Source organism: Variovorax dokdonensis, from assembly GCF_030316895.1.
Lineage (GTDB): Bacteria > Pseudomonadota > Gammaproteobacteria > Burkholderiales > Burkholderiaceae_C > Variovorax > Variovorax dokdonensis.
The window spans coordinates 1,782,253-1,796,078 of sequence record NZ_JASZYV010000001.1; the positions used below are offsets into that span (position 1 = coordinate 1,782,253).

The window sequence follows — 13,826 nt, forward strand, 5'->3', positions numbered from 1 at the left end:
GGCCGCCACGATCGGCAGCACGGTTTCATTGTTCCCTCGATCGATCCCAAACCATAAGGAGACAGAGATGAAGTTTCGCAACCACCTGATCGGCCTGGCCGTGGCGGCCATGGCCGTCGTCGGCAGCGGCGGCGCTGCCGCCCAGCAGAAGGCGCCCAATGTGGGCGTGGCCATCCCGGCGGCGACGCATGCCTTCACGGCCGGCATCGTCTTCTGGGCGAACCAGGCCAAGAAGGACCTGGAAAAGGCCCATCCGGGCATGAAGGTGACCGTCAAGACGGCCGCCAATGCGTCGGAGCAGGCCAACCAGCTGCAGGATCTGGTCACGGCCAACAAGATCGACACGCTGGTGGTGTTCCCGTTCGAATCGGCGGCGTTGACGCAGCCCGTGGCGCGGGTCAAGCAGAAGGGCGTGTACGTGACGGTGGTCGACCGCGGCCTGACCGATCCGAGTGCGCAGGATGCGTATGTCTCGGGTGACAACACGGCGTTCGGCCGCATCCCGGCCGAGTACCTGGTCAAGGCACTGAATGGCAAGGGCAACATCGTCGCGCTGCGCGGCATTCCCACCACCATCGACAACGAACGCATGGATGCCTTCAATGCCGTGCTCAAGCAGCATCCGGACATGAAGCTGCTCGACGCCAAGCACGGCAACTGGAACCGCGACGACGCCTTCAAGGTGATGCAGGACTACCTGACCCGCTTCAAGGAAATCGACGCGGTGTGGGCCGCCGACGACGACATGGCCGTGGGCGTGCTCAAGGCCATCGAGCAGGCCAAGCGCACCGACATCAAGATCGTGTTCGGCGGCGCCGGCATGAAGGAGATGGTCAAGACGCTGATGGACGGCAGCAATCCGCTGATCCAGGCCAACGTGTCGTACTCGCCCAAGTTCATCTACGACGCGATCAAGCTGACGGCCGAGGCACGCTTGAAGGGCCAGAAGCTGCCCGAGAAGACCATCATTCCGTCGGTGCTCATCACCAAGCAGAACGCGAAGGACTTCTACTTCCCTGATTCGCCGTTCTAAGGCGAGCCACCCCCAGGCTACCCTGCATCGCAGGTACGCCTGACCCCCTCGATGGGGCGACACCTGCGGGCCGGCAAAGCCGGTTCCGCGGTGTTCGCGAAGGGGCTTCGCTTCGCTTGCCGGGGCGGTGTCTCGGGTGCATCGCAAGGGTGTTTTCTAGTTCGACTTGGAGTTGATGATGGCTCGACCAGTCACTTTGTTTACGGGGCAGTGGGCGGATCTGCCGCTTGCCGAGCTGGCGCCACTGGCGCGTGGCATGGGGTACGACGGGTTGGAACTGGCGTGCTGGGGCGACCACTTCGACGTGCAGGAGGCGCTGCGCTCGCCGGGCTACGTAAAGAAGCAGCGCGCGGTGCTCGAAGCGAGCGGCCTTCAATGCCTGGCCATCGGTAACCACCTCGTGGGCCAGGCGGTGTGCGACCTGATCGACGAGCGCCACCAGTCGATCCTGCCGGACCGGATCTGGGGCGACGGCGATCCCGAAGGCGTGCGCCATCGAGCCGCGCGGGAAATGCAGGACACGGCCCGCGCCGCGGCGCTGTTCGGCGTGAAGACGGTCACCGGCTTCACCGGCTCTTCGATCTGGCACGCGCTGTATGCCTTTCCGCCCACGTCGCAGGAATACATCGACCGTGGCTTCGCGGACTTTGCAAGGCGCTGGCAACCGATCCTCGATGTCTTCGAGAAGGAAGACGTCAACTTCGCCCTGGAAGTGCACCCGACCGAGATTGCCTTCGATGCTGCTTCCGCGCAGCGCGCGATCGATGCGGTGCAAGGGCACAGGCGCTTCGGCTTCAACTTCGACCCCAGCCATCTGGGCTACCAGGGCGTGGACTACGTCGGCTTCGTGCGCCGCTTCGCCAGCCGCATCTACAACGTCCACATGAAGGACGTGTGGTGGGGCAAGGGCGATGGCACCGTGGGCGTGTTCGGCGGCCACACCGCGTTCGGCGATGCCCGCCGCAACTGGGACTTCAGAAGCGTGGGCCGCGGCATGATCGACTTCGAGTCGCTCATCGTCGCCTTCAACGACATCGGCTATGCCGGCCCGTTGAGCGTCGAATGGGAAGACAGCCGCATGGACCGCGTGCATGGCGCGACGGAGAGCGCGGCCTTCTGCAAGCGGCTGGACTTTCCGGCCGCAGCGGGTGCGTTCGATGCGGTGTTCGACCGCGCGGCGCAGCCCAAGGGAGGGATGGCGGGATGATCGGCGCAACCTCCGCCGGCCAGCCATCGACCGGGCCGCGCCGCCTGCGCGCCGCGATGGTCGGGGGCGGGCAGGGTGCCTTCATCGGCGCGGTGCACCGGCATGCGATGGCGCTGGATGGTCGCTTCGAACTGGTGGCCGGCGCGCTGTCATCGCAGCCCGATCGGGCGCTGGAATCGGGCCGCGCCCTGGGTCTGGCGGCGCACCGCACCCACGGGAGCTGGCAAGCCTTGCTGGCGCACGAGCTGTGCCTGCCGGCGGATGAACGGGTCGAACTGGTCGTCATCGTCACGCCCAACCATGTGCACTACGAAGTGGCCAAGGCCTTTGCAGAAAGCGGCTTCCACGTCGTGTGCGACAAGCCGCTGGTCCACACCAGCGCCCAGGCGGCCGAACTGGAGCGCATCGCGCGCGAGCGCGGCATCGTGTTTGCCGTGACCTACAACTACATCGGCTACCCGATGGTGATCCAGGCGCGCGAGATGGTGCGCGCGGGCCAACTGGGCGAGATCCGCCGCGTCGTCGTCGAATACCACCAGGGCTGGCTCGCCACGCGCGCCGAGTCCGAGGGCAACAAGCAGGCCGACTGGCGCACCGACCCGGCACGCAGCGGCATCGCCGGCGCGATGGGCGACATCGGCTCGCACGCCGAGAACCTGGCGACGACCGTCACGGGGCTGGACATCGAGGCCATCAGCGCCGATCTGCACACTTTCATTCCTGGCCGCCGCCTCGATGACGACGCCAGCATGCTGCTGCGTTTTTCGGGTGGGGCGCGGGGCGTGCTCATGTGCTCGCAGGTGGCGACCGGCTGCGAGAACGACCTGCGCCTGCGCGTGTACGGCAGCGAAGGCTCGATCAGCTGGCGGCAGGAATCGCCGAACGAACTGGAATTCCTGCCGCGCGAAGGGCCTCGCCAGTTGCTCACGCGCGGCTCGCCCTGGCTGGCCGAGGCATCGCGCCGCGCGACCCGGCTGCCCAGCGGCCACCCGGAGGCTTTCATCGAAGCCTTCGCCAACATCTACGTGGCGGTGGCCGATGCGATCCAGGCCGACCCCGCGCAGCGCGTGGCCGGCGCAGAGCGCGGCTATGCCGACGTGAGCGACGGCGCGCGGGGCGTGCGCTTCATCGAGGCGGCCGTGGCGTCTTCGCGCAGCGAGCAGAAGTGGTGGCCTTTGCGCCAATAGCCCTTCGCCAGCGCGGAATTGGATAGGAAGCTAGACTTCGTAGTTGTCCTTCCAAAACCCGCGCTTCATCTTGTCCACCGTCCACACCGATACCACGCTCGCCAAAGACTCCGCTGCTCACGCACTGGCCGTCGATCTGCGCATGCTCGCGTCGCAACTGCGTCGCCGGCTGCGCCAGGAAGCGTCGGCCGCCGAATGGTCGGAATCCCAGCGCGCCGTGCTGCTGCGCCTGGAGCGTCATGACGGCGCCTCGGTGACCGAGCTGGCTCAGGCCGAGGGCGTCCGGTCGCAGTCGATGGGGGCCACGGTGGCCTCGCTCATCGAAGGCGGCTGGATCAAGGGCGAGCCCGATCCGGCCGACGGGCGCCGCACGTTGCTGTCGCTGACGCCACAGACGCGCAAGGTCTTGCGGCAGGTGCGAGCCGCGCGCGAGGACTGGCTGCAGCATGCCATCGAGGCGCGCTACTCCGCCGCCGAGCAGAAGCAGCTCGCCACGGCGGTCGCGCTGTTGCAGCGCCTGCTGGAGCCGCGCGCATGAGCAGCACGTTCAGGTCGCTTCGCGTGCGCAACTACCGCCTGTGGGCGGCAGGGGCGGCGGTGTCGAACATCGGCACGTGGATGCAGCGCACCGCGCAGGACTGGCTGGTGCTCACGCACCTGACCGATCACAACGCCACGGCCGTCGGCATCGTCATGGCGCTGCAATTCGGGCCGCAGCTGGTGCTGCTGCCGCTCACCGGCCTGGCCGCCGACCGGCTCGACCGGCGCAAGCTGCTCATCGCCACGCAGGCTTCGATGGGCTTGCTGGCCCTGGGGCTGGGCTTGCTGACGGTCAGCGGCCTGGCGCAGTTGTGGCATGTGTATGTGTTCGCGCTCCTTCTGGGCATCGTGTCCGCCTTCGATGCGCCCGCGCGTCAGACCTTCGTGGCGGAGCTGGTGTCGGAGAAAGACCTGTCCAACGCGGTCGCGCTCAATTCCACGTCGTTCAACGCAGCGCGCATGGTGGGGCCGGCGGTGGCCGGCGTGGTCATCGCGTCCACCGGGCCGGGCGAGGCCTTCATCATCAACGCCGCCACGTACGTCGCGGTGCTGATCGGACTGGCCTGCCTTCGCAAGAACGAACTTTTTGCGCGCGACGGCAAGGGTGGGCGAGGCAAGGGCAGCCTGCTCGAAGGCTTCCGCTACGTCTGGAACCGGCCTGACCTGCGGGCTGTGCTGGCCATGCTGTTCCTGGTGGCCACCTTCGGCCTGAACTTCCCGATCTTCATCTCCACCATGTCGGTCGGTGCATTCCATGGTGGGGCAGGCCAGTACGGCCTGCTGTCATCGACGATGGCGATCGGCTCGGTCACCGGCGCCCTGATGGCAGCGCGCCGGGCGCGGCCCCGCCTGGGTCTGCTGGTATTGGGCAGCATGGTGTTCGGCCTGGGCAGCCTGGCGGCGGCGCTGATGCCCAACGTGATCGGTTTCGGGCTGGCACTCATCGTCACCGGCGTGGCGGCGCAGACGCTCACCACGTCCACCAACAGCCTGGTGCAGTTGTCGACCGAGCCGGCGCTGCGTGGCCGCGTCATCGCGATCCTGTTGGCGACGCTGCTTGGCAGCACGCCCATCGGCGCGCCCATCGTCGGCTGGGTGGCCGACACCTTCGGTCCGCGCTGGGCGATGGGCGTGGCCGCCGCCTCCGGCATTGCTTCGGCCCTGATCGGCCTGCGCTATCTGGTCCGGCACCGGGGGCTGCGCTTGTGGCGCGAAGGCTTTCGCCTGCGCTACGCGCTGCAGCCTGTGGTGGAAGGCGCCGCCGGGGCGCAGCCGCAGCGCGCCGAGGTGGTGGAGCCGCTGGCCACGCCCGAATCCTCGCCGAAGACGGCCGCGACGGCGGGCTGAAAAGCTCAGGCCGCGTCGGGCATCCGGGTCAGCAGCTTGTCGAGCGTGACGGGATAGTCGCGCACGCGCACACCGGTGGCGTTGTAGACGGCGTTGGCTACCGCGGCTCCGACGCCGCAGATGCCCAGCTCGCCCACGCCTTTGGCTTTCATGGGCGAGGAGGTCGGGTCAGTCTCGTCCAGAAAGATCACGTCCTGGTGCGGGATGTCCGCATGCACCGGCACTTCGTAGCCGGCCAGGTCGTGATTGACGAAGAAGCCGTAGCGCTTGTCGACGGCAAGTTCCTCCATCAGCGCCGCGCCTACGCCCATCGTCATCGCACCGATGACCTGGCTGCGCGCCGTCTTCGGGTTGAGGATGCGGCCTGCGGCGCACACGGCGAGCATGCGCCGAACGCGGATCTCTGCCGTGTGCATGTCCACGCCGACTTCGACAAAGTGCGCACCGAAGGTGGACTGCTGGAAGGTCTTGGCCAGATCGCCGTATTCGATGGCGTCTTCGCCCACCAGTTCGCCGTCGCTCGTCGCCTGCGTCAGCGCGACCATGGTTCCGCCGGGGTTGCCGACCTTGCCTTGTGCGAAGACAGCGTCTTCGGCGTTCAGGCCGAGCTTGCCGGCCACCGCGCGGCGCAGCGCCACGCAGGCCGCGTACACGCCCGCCGTCGAGTTGTTGGCACCCCATTGGCCGCCCGATCCGCAGGAAACGGGCAGGGACGAATCCCCCAGGCGCACGGAAACCTGATCGACACCGACGGCCATCATTTCGGCCGCCGTTTGCGCCAGGATCGTGTAGCTGCCGGTGCCGATGTCGGTCATGTCGGTCTCGACCACGACGCGGCCGCTCTTCTCCAGCTTCACGCGCGCCGCCGACTTCATGGTCAGGCTGTTGCGGAATGCCGCGGCCATCCCCATGCCGATCAGCCAACGGCCTTCGCGGCGGATTCCCGGCACCGGGCTTCGACCTTGCCAGCCGAAGCGTTCGGCGCCCAGGCGCATGCATTCCACCAACTGGCGCTGCGAGAACCGCCGCGAAGGCTTTTCAGGGTCCACCTGCGTGTCGTTGATGCGGCGCACTTCGATGGGATCGATGCCCAGCTTTTCGGCCAGTTCGTCCATCGCGATTTCCAGCGCCATCATGCCGGGTGCTTCGCCAGGGGCACGCATCGCGTTGCCTTCGGGCAGGTGCAGTTCGGCCAGGTGCAAGGCGGTGTGCCGGTTCTCTCCGGCGTACAGCAGGCGGGTCTGGTTGACGGCCGTTTCAGGGCCGCCGCCGGGCTGGTCGCCCGACCAGCTGTCGTGGGCGATCGCCGTAATGGTGCCGTCGCGCTTTGCGCCGATGCGCACGCGCTGGATGGTGGCTGGCCGGTGCGTGGTGTTGTTGGGGATGAGCGGGCGCTGCAAGGCCACCTTGACCGGCCGGCCCGACGCGCGTGCGCCGAGGGCGGCCATCAGCACATCGGCGCGCAGGAAGAGCTTGCCGCCAAAGCCGCCGCCGATGAAGGGTGACACCACGCGCACCTGTTCCTTGCGAAGGCCCAGCGTCTTCGCCAGGTCTTCGGCGCCCCAGTCGATCATCTGGTTGGACGTCCACACCGTCAGCTGGTCGCCTTTCCACATGGCCAGCGTGGCATGCGGCTCCATCATCGAGTGAGATTGGTCGGGCGTGGAATAGTTGGCGTCGACCTTCACGGCGGCCTGCTCGAAGGCCGCGTCAAAGTTGCCCACCTGCGTGGCGCCGGGGCTACCCATGCCGTCGTCCTTGGGCACCTTGGCCTGGTCGCGCTGGCGCTCCAGGTCGAAGTCGCCGCCGCCGGGCGCATAGCGCACCTGCACCAGTTGCGCGGCCGCACGCGCCTGTTCGAAGGTCTGGGCCACGACCACGGCGATGGCCTGGTGATAGTGGTCGATCTGCGGCCCGCCGAGCAGCTTGGCGGTGTTGCGCTTTCCCTTGTCCAGCGCGCCTGCGTTGTCGGCGGTGACGATGGCCAGCACGCCCGGGGCGGCGCGCGCCGCGCTGATGTCCATCGAAGCGATGCGGCCACGGGCAATGCCCGCGCCGATCACCCAGCCGTAGGCGGGGTCCGCCGCGATGTCATGCCTTTCGAAGGCATAGGGCGCCGTGCCGCTCACCTTGCGGGGTCCGTCGATGCGGTCGATGGGGCGACCGACAACCTGCATGCGGTCGATCGGATTGGCTTGCGCCGGTTGGTCGAATTTCATGTGCGCTCCTTGGCTTGCGCCCATGCGGCTGCAATCGTGCGTTCGGCCAGGGTCAGTTTGAAGGCGTTGTCGTGCGTCGGCTTGGCGCCGGCGAACAGGGCCTGCGCGGCGGGCTTGCTGCCGCGCGCCAGTTCGGCCTCGGCCGCCTCGACGCGCCAAGGCTGTGGTGCCACGCCGCCGAGTGCCACCCGGCCGCTGCCGTCGGGCTGTACCACCGCCGCCACCGACACCAGGGCGAATGCGTACGAGGCGCGGTCGCGCACCTTCCGGTAGATGTGCTTTCCGCCAATGGGGCGCGGCAGCGTCACCGCGGTGATGAGCTCACCTTGCTCGATGGCGGTTTCGATGTGCGGCGTCTGTTGCGGCAGTCGGTAGAAGTCGGCAATCGGGATCTGCCTTCGCGAGCCGTCGGCCTTGACGGTCTCGACCGTGGCATCGAGCACCCGCATCGCCACCGCCATGTCGCTCGGATGCGTGGCAATGCACGCTTCGCTGCCGCCGATCACCGCCAACTGGCGCGAAACGCCGCCAATGGCTGCGCAGCCGCTTCCCGGCTTGCGCTTGTTGCACGGCATGTTGGTGTCGTAGAAGTAAGGGCAACGCGTGCGCTGCAGCAGGTTGCCTGCCGTGGTCGCCTTGTTGCGCAACTGGCCCGAAGCACCCGCCAGCAGCGCGCGAGACAGCACGCCGTAGTCGCGCCGGACGGTCGGGTCGGCGGCCAGATCGGTGTTGCGCACCAAAGCGCCGATGCGCAGGCCGCCATCGCCGTTCGGCTCCACGCGATCGAGCCCGAGTCCGTTGACGTCGACGAGATGCGTGGGCTCTTCAATCTGCAGCTTCATCAGGTCCAGCAGGTTGGTGCCGCCGGCAATGAACTTGGCGTCTGGTTGGCGCATCACCGCGGCGGCGGCCGCCTGGGGTGTCTTCACCCGTTCGTACGTGAAGGCTTTCATGATCGTTCCCCGCGCCCGATGCCGCCGACTTCGGCGATGGCATCTTCGATGTTGGAGTAGGCGCCGCAGCGGCAGATGTTGCCGCTCATGCGTTCGCGCAGTTCGTCCAGACTCATCAACGGCTGGGTGTTCAGATCGGCCGTGACGTGGCTTGGGATGCCCTTGCGCATCTCGTCGAGCACGCCGACGGCCGAACAGACCTGGCCGGGCGTGCAATAGCCGCACTGGAACCCGTCGTGCTTGACGAAGGCGGCCTGCATCGGATGCAGGCGATCGGGCGTTCCCAAGCCTTCGATGGTCTTCACCTCGGCCCCGTCGTGCATGACGGCCAGCGTCAGGCAGGCATTGATGCGTCGGTTGTCCACCAACACGGTGCAGGCGCCGCATTGGCCATGGTCGCAACCCTTCTTGGTGCCGGTCAGATGAAGATGCTCGCGCAGCGCATCGAGCAACGTGGTGCGGTTGTCCAGCGTCAGGGTGTGCGCCTGGCCGTTCACGTTGAGCTTGACGGCACTGGAAGGCGGCGACACCGGCGTGTCGGCCGAAGGGGCCTTGGCGGTGGCATCGGTTGCGCCCCAGGATGCGGCCGCGGCAGCCGAGGCGCCGCCTGCAATGAGCAGATCGCGGCGCGAAAGCGGCATCGGTGGAAATGGACAGTTCATCGGGCCTCCTTTGGGGTGGGCTTGCCGGCAACGGAATACATCGCGCTCACTTGAGCCGGCGGCGGTGCGGTACCGGGCGGCTCGCGCATGGGTGGTGGCGTCGGAGTCGGGTCTTCGATGTCCGGCGGTTCGGGTTCCGGCAAAGGCGGCGTGCTTGGATCCGGCAGCTCGATACCGGGATCATCCGAGCCCGGCATGGGCGGCAGCGGGTTGGGTGGGAGCAGTTCCGTGGGCATGGCGCTTTTCCTTGTGATGGCGCCGCATCAATGCGCGGCGGATTTCGAATTGCCGGCCTTGCACTCGAGCAAGCCCAACAGTTGTCGTTCGGCCAGGCGCAAGCCGCGGCACTGCGGCGGTTGGGCCGCCCAGGGCTCGGCCTGCAGTTCGGCCTTGTCCACACGGGCTTCGATCAAAGCCATGACGGCGGGCGCGATGTACGACTTGCGGCAGACGGCGGGCGTGTTGCCCATTTGCGCCGCCACGGCGCGCACGACGTCGCGCCGCGCAGGGCCCTTGTTGTCCAGCAGCAGCTCGAGCGCGAGCACGCTCGCCCGCCAGGTGCGGAACACCTTGGCGGTGATGTCCGGCCCGCCGGCCTGGGTGCAGAGCCAATCGTTGATGTCGTTGGCATTGATGCGCCGCCGCCGGCCCTCCGGTTCGCACAGGTACTGGAACAGCGCGTGGCCCGGCAGCGCCGCGCACCGGCGCACCAGGCGCGCCAGGCAGGCGTCTTTGACTTCGAGCACATGGCGCACGCCGCTCTTGCCGACGAAGTCGAAATGGATCGACGAATCGGTGATGCGCGCATGCGAGCAACGCAGGGTGCTCACGCCGTAGCTGCCGTTGTCGCGGGCGTAGGCGATGTTGCCGATGCGCATGCCCGTGCTGTCGATCAGCCGCACCAGCGCGGCAGTCACGCGCTCGCGCGTGGGTTCTTCGCCCGTGCACAGAATGTGCTGGACCTTGCGGCGCAGTCGCGGCAGCAGGTGGCCGAACTCGATCAGCGCATCGAACTTGTGTCGGCTGCGTTCGGCCTGCCACAGCGGGTGATAGCGGTATTGCTTGCGTCCGCGAGCATCGCGGCCGGTGGCCTGGATGTGACCGTCAGCGCTGGCACAGACCCAAACGTCCGCATAGGCGGGCGGGATCGCCAGGGCGCGGATGCGCGCAAGCACCGATTCGCTGCGGATCGTGCGTCCGCGTGGATCGAGATAGACGAAGCGGCGACCGCGACGCGCGCGGCGCAAGCCCGGCTCGTCGTCGCTCACCCGGCGCAAGGTTTCGCGAAGCGTCTTGCCTTGGGGCAGGGGCGGGGGCATTCCGCTCATGGTGGACTCACTGGGCGGATCCGGCACTCACGCGCCACACCGCATTGCCGACGTCGTCGGCCACGAGCAGGGCGCCCTTGCCATCCAGCGCGACGCCAACCGGCCGCCCCTGGGCTTCCCCGTCGTCGTTCAGGAAGCCGGTGAGCACGTCGATCGGCAGGCCTTTGGGCTGACCGGTCTCGAATGGCACGAAGATCACCTTGTAGCCACTCGCCGGGCGTCGGTTCCAGGAGCCGTGCTGGCCGATGAACATGCCCGTGCCGAACTGCATGGGCCATCCCTTCATGCCGTCGGACCACGCGAGACCAAGCGAAGCAGTGTGGGCGCCCAGCGCGTAGTCGGGCACGCGCGCCTTGGCCACGAGGTCGGGGCGCGGCGGCTTGACGCGCTCGTCCACATGGGTGCCGTAGTAGCTGTAGGGCCAGCCGTAGAAGCCGTCTCTGCGCACAGAGGTGAGGTAGTCGGGCACCAGGTCGCTGCCGATCTCGTCGCGTTCGTTCACCACCGTCCACAGCACGCCGCCGCGCGGCTCCCAAGCCATGCCGTTCGGATTGCGCAAGCCAGTGGCGAAGAGGCGCTTTTCGCCGGACGGCAGGTCGATCTCCCAGATCGCGGCACGGCCTTGCTCGGCTTCCAGGCCGTTTTCAGCCACGTTGCTGTTGGAGCCCACCGTCGCGTAAAGCTTGGTGCCGTCGGCGCTCGCGATGAGCGACTTGGTCCAGTGATGGTTGATATCGCCTGCGGGCAGTTCGGCAAGCCGCTGGCCGGGTACGTCGATGCTGGTCTGACCTTCGGAGTACGGAAATCGCATCACGGCATCGGTGTTGGCGACGAACAGCTCGGTGCCCACCAAGGCCATGCCGAATGGAGAAGTCAGCCCCTGGATGAAGGGCGTCTTGAGCTCGGCCCGGCCGTCGCCATCGGCATCGCGCAGCAGCGTGATGCGATCCGCGCTGGGCGTTCGGGCACCGGCGCGCTTCATCACCACGCCCATCACCCATGCGCGAATGCCGCCGCTCTCTTTCTTGGCGGGGGCATTGGATTCGGCAACGAGCACATCGCCATTGGGAAGCACGAGCAGCCAGCGCGGGTGATCGAGCCCTTCCGCGAACGCCTGCACCTGCAGGCCCCCAGCGGTCTTGGGCTTGTTGCGATCCCACCCGACGGCCTTGGCCACGTTGACGGTGGGAATCATGCTCTTGTCGGGCGGCGGCAGGTCCGGGGTCGTGCCGATGCCGGCTTCCAGCGGCAGCCGTGCGCTTTCCATGCAACCCGCGAGGGTGCCGGTCAGCAACACCGCCATCGACAAGGCCAGAAGCCTTGGGCGCGTTCCTGTGGCGCGGCGAGGCGCAGGCGAATGGAGCGACTCGCGCTGGTGCTGGATTGCAGGCATCGATGGATTCATGGTGTGGGTTGGGTGTCAGTCCTTGGGCGTCAACTGGCCAGCAGCGCCGCCAGCCTTCGAATCGGCGGAGCGGCCGATCGATGCGCCTTCTTCATAGTTGTGCACCGGCGCGTTCGGTTCGGGCCGACGCGCGCGAGGTTGGTGAGCACCTCGCTTTTGCAGCTCGGGCTGTGTGTCGTTGTCGAGCGGATCGACCGACCCGCGCGGCGAGGTTTGTCTGTTCATGGTGATGGCGGCAGTGACAGTTGACTTCGCGCCATTAGGCGATTCAACGTGGACGCATCGCTGTCATCCGTCGGCAACAACGGCTGTAGGCCAGCCGTGTAGGCGTCTTGATGGCGCCGTTGATGTTCGCAGCCATGTAGGAGGGCGGGTGCTCGCCGCCTACGCGATGAACGTGCGCGAGCCGACGCCGGCCGCACACGGCAAGCCCTAACCTGCACTCACCAGCTGGCAACGACTTGTTGCGCAGCAAGGACCACTTTCAATAGGAGCACTCAATGAACATGGACCAACGACAACCCGTAGCCGCCTCGACAACCGCGGGCTTTGCTGCCGCCACCGACGTCGTTTCCAACGACGAGGTGGTGAAGGTCTTGAACGACCTGCTTGAAAACTGCCGCGACGGCGAATACGGCTTCGCGACGTGCGCCGAGGAAGTCGAAGGCAATCCGCAGGTCGAGCAACTGTTCAGATCGCGGGCCGCTGCTTGCAAGAGCGCCGGCGAAGAGTTGGTACGCCTGGTGAGCGCCTACGGTGGCGAGCCTGCCGACGGTGGCACGGCGCAGGGTGCGATGCACCGCGGCTGGGTGCACGTGAAGGGGGCGGTGGGCGCCGACAGCGCTCTGTCGATGCTGGAAGAGTGCGAGCGCGGTGAAGATGCCGCGGTTGCGCGCTACCGCAAGGCGCTGAAGCAAGAGCTGCCAGCCGACGTTCGCGCAGTCATTCAGCAACAGGCCGAAGGCGCGCAACGCAACCACGACCAGATTCGCGACCTGCGCAACGCCGCGCGCGCGGCCAACTGATGCGCGCCTTCAGGCTTCAGGCTTGAGGAGCATCACGGCGACGCAGCACCATGTGCGTCGCCTTTTCCGTGGCCCTGGTTTCGATGCATTCGTAGCCCAGGGTGCGAAGGTCGACGCCTTCGAAGAGCCGCTCTCCATCGCCGAGCACCACCGGTGAAACGGCAATGTGCAGCTCATCGATGAGGCCTTCGCGCAGATATTGCTGGATGGTGGCAGCGCCGCCGCCGATGCGCACATCCCTGCCGTCGGCGGCTTTTTTTGCGCGCTCCAGCGCTTCGTGAATGCCACCCGTGACGAAGTGGAAAGTCGTGCCGCCGTCCATCTCGATGGATGGCCGCGCATGGTGGGTCAGCACGAACACGGGCACGTGGTAGGGCGGGCTGTCGCCCCACCAGCCCTTCCAGTCCAGATCGGGCCAAGGCCCACGGATCGGGCCGAACATGTTGCGGCCCAGGATCCATGCGCCGACGTTGCGAAACCCTCGCGCCGCGAATTCGTCGTCGATGCCGGTCGTGCCGCCATCCCTGCCGAAAAGCGACTTCTGAAAGGTGCGCGTGGGCAGCAGCCATTGATGAAGGTCGGTTCCTCCGACGCCCAGGGGATGCTCAAGATCCTGATCCGGCCCGGCGCCATAGCCGTCGAGCGAGATGGTGAAGCTTTCAACACGAACGCGTGACATGGCGTCGTGCGGTCAGAGCGTGCCGCGAGTCGTGTTGGGCGATGCGAGCAGCGTGGGCACCACATACCCATCGCGGTAAACGGTGTCGATCTGGCCCTTGACTTCTTCGGATGGCCGGGCGGTCACGAACTTGTCGTCAGGCGTCCTGTACAGAACGACTGTGCATGAGGCGCTCTTGCTGAACGCGCGGGCTACACCTTCGGCTTGCGATCGCGTGGGATAGATATTCATGTCCGCCAAT

General features: G+C 67.1%; 15 protein-coding genes. 6 read left to right on the forward strand and 9 right to left on the reverse strand.

Annotated elements, in window-relative coordinates; genetic code table 11:
• Positions 1 to 67: 67 nt before the first annotated feature.
• From QTH91_RS08220 to QTH91_RS08240, 5 genes are all read left to right on the forward strand, one after another.
• A complete protein-coding gene (locus QTH91_RS08220) occupies positions 68 to 1,033 on the forward strand; it encodes a substrate-binding domain-containing protein (protein ID WP_390368149.1) in 966 nt (321 codons plus the stop codon).
• A 178-nt stretch (positions 1,034 to 1,211) separates the two neighbouring features.
• On the forward strand, positions 1,212 to 2,240 hold the full coding sequence (locus QTH91_RS08225; RefSeq protein WP_286659498.1) for a sugar phosphate isomerase/epimerase family protein: 1,029 nt from the start codon (positions 1,212 to 1,214) through the stop codon (positions 2,238 to 2,240).
• Positions 2,237 to 3,427, forward strand: a complete 1,191-nt coding sequence (locus QTH91_RS08230; RefSeq protein ID WP_286659499.1) for a Gfo/Idh/MocA family protein — start codon at positions 2,237 to 2,239, stop codon at positions 3,425 to 3,427. Before QTH91_RS08225 ends, QTH91_RS08230 begins: the two co-directional genes overlap by 4 nt.
• A 70-nt stretch (positions 3,428 to 3,497) precedes the next feature.
• Positions 3,498 to 3,965, forward strand: a complete 468-nt coding sequence (locus QTH91_RS08235; RefSeq protein WP_390368153.1) for a MarR family winged helix-turn-helix transcriptional regulator — start codon at positions 3,498 to 3,500, stop codon at positions 3,963 to 3,965.
• Positions 3,962 to 5,314, forward strand: a complete 1,353-nt coding sequence (locus tag QTH91_RS08240) for an MFS transporter (RefSeq protein ID WP_286659500.1) — start codon at positions 3,962 to 3,964, stop codon at positions 5,312 to 5,314. Before QTH91_RS08235 ends, QTH91_RS08240 begins: the two co-directional genes overlap by 4 nt.
• Positions 5,315 to 5,319: 5 nt before the next feature.
• Here the strand turns inward: QTH91_RS08240 and paoC are convergent, their stop codons facing one another.
• The 7 genes from paoC to QTH91_RS08275 all read right to left on the reverse strand — a co-directional run bounded on the left by paoC (position 5,320) and on the right by QTH91_RS08275 (position 12,106).
• Positions 5,320 to 7,533 (reverse strand): aldehyde oxidoreductase molybdenum-binding subunit PaoC, encoded by a 2,214-nt coding sequence (gene paoC / locus QTH91_RS08245; protein ID WP_286659501.1) that lies wholly within the window; start codon positions 7,531 to 7,533, stop codon positions 5,320 to 5,322.
• Positions 7,530 to 8,486, reverse strand: coding sequence for an FAD binding domain-containing protein (locus tag QTH91_RS08250; protein WP_286659502.1), 957 nt, complete (start codon positions 8,484 to 8,486; stop codon positions 7,530 to 7,532). Before QTH91_RS08250 ends, paoC begins: the two co-directional genes overlap by 4 nt.
• Entirely contained in the window at positions 8,483 to 9,148 is a 666-nt protein-coding gene (gene paoA / locus QTH91_RS08255) for an aldehyde dehydrogenase iron-sulfur subunit PaoA (RefSeq protein ID WP_286659503.1), read from the reverse strand. The genes QTH91_RS08250 and paoA overlap by 4 nt, the downstream gene beginning before the upstream one ends.
• Entirely contained in the window at positions 9,145 to 9,384 is a 240-nt protein-coding gene (locus tag QTH91_RS08260; protein ID WP_286659504.1) for a hypothetical protein, read from the reverse strand. The genes paoA and QTH91_RS08260 overlap by 4 nt, the downstream gene beginning before the upstream one ends.
• 27 nt (positions 9,385 to 9,411) lie before the next feature.
• Positions 9,412 to 10,476 (reverse strand): DNA topoisomerase IB, encoded by a 1,065-nt coding sequence (locus QTH91_RS08265; RefSeq protein WP_286659505.1) that lies wholly within the window; start codon positions 10,474 to 10,476, stop codon positions 9,412 to 9,414.
• A 7-nt stretch (positions 10,477 to 10,483) separates the two neighbouring features.
• Entirely contained in the window at positions 10,484 to 11,779 is a 1,296-nt protein-coding gene (locus QTH91_RS08270) for a PQQ-dependent sugar dehydrogenase (RefSeq protein ID WP_286659662.1), read from the reverse strand.
• Positions 11,780 to 11,896: 117 nt separating this feature from the next.
• A complete protein-coding gene (locus QTH91_RS08275) occupies positions 11,897 to 12,106 on the reverse strand; it encodes a hypothetical protein (RefSeq protein ID WP_286659506.1) in 210 nt (69 codons plus the stop codon).
• Positions 12,107 to 12,381: 275 nt separating this feature from the next.
• Here QTH91_RS08275 and QTH91_RS08280 point away from each other — a divergent pair, with 275 nt between their 5' ends.
• The gene (locus QTH91_RS08280; protein WP_286659507.1) at positions 12,382 to 12,906 is read left to right on the forward strand and encodes a PA2169 family four-helix-bundle protein; all 525 of its coding nucleotides are present in this window, start codon (positions 12,382 to 12,384) and stop codon (positions 12,904 to 12,906) included.
• A gap of 16 nt (positions 12,907 to 12,922) precedes the next feature.
• Here the strand turns inward: QTH91_RS08280 and QTH91_RS08285 are convergent, their stop codons facing one another.
• Both QTH91_RS08285 and QTH91_RS08290 read right to left on the reverse strand, forming a co-directional pair.
• The gene (locus QTH91_RS08285; RefSeq protein WP_286659508.1) at positions 12,923 to 13,585 is read right to left on the reverse strand and encodes a dihydrofolate reductase family protein; all 663 of its coding nucleotides are present in this window, start codon (positions 13,583 to 13,585) and stop codon (positions 12,923 to 12,925) included.
• A 12-nt stretch (positions 13,586 to 13,597) separates the two neighbouring features.
• Complete coding sequence (locus QTH91_RS08290; protein ID WP_286659509.1) at positions 13,598 to 13,816, reverse strand: hypothetical protein; 219 nt, start codon at positions 13,814 to 13,816, stop codon at positions 13,598 to 13,600.
• Positions 13,817 to 13,826 lie beyond the last annotated feature (10 nt).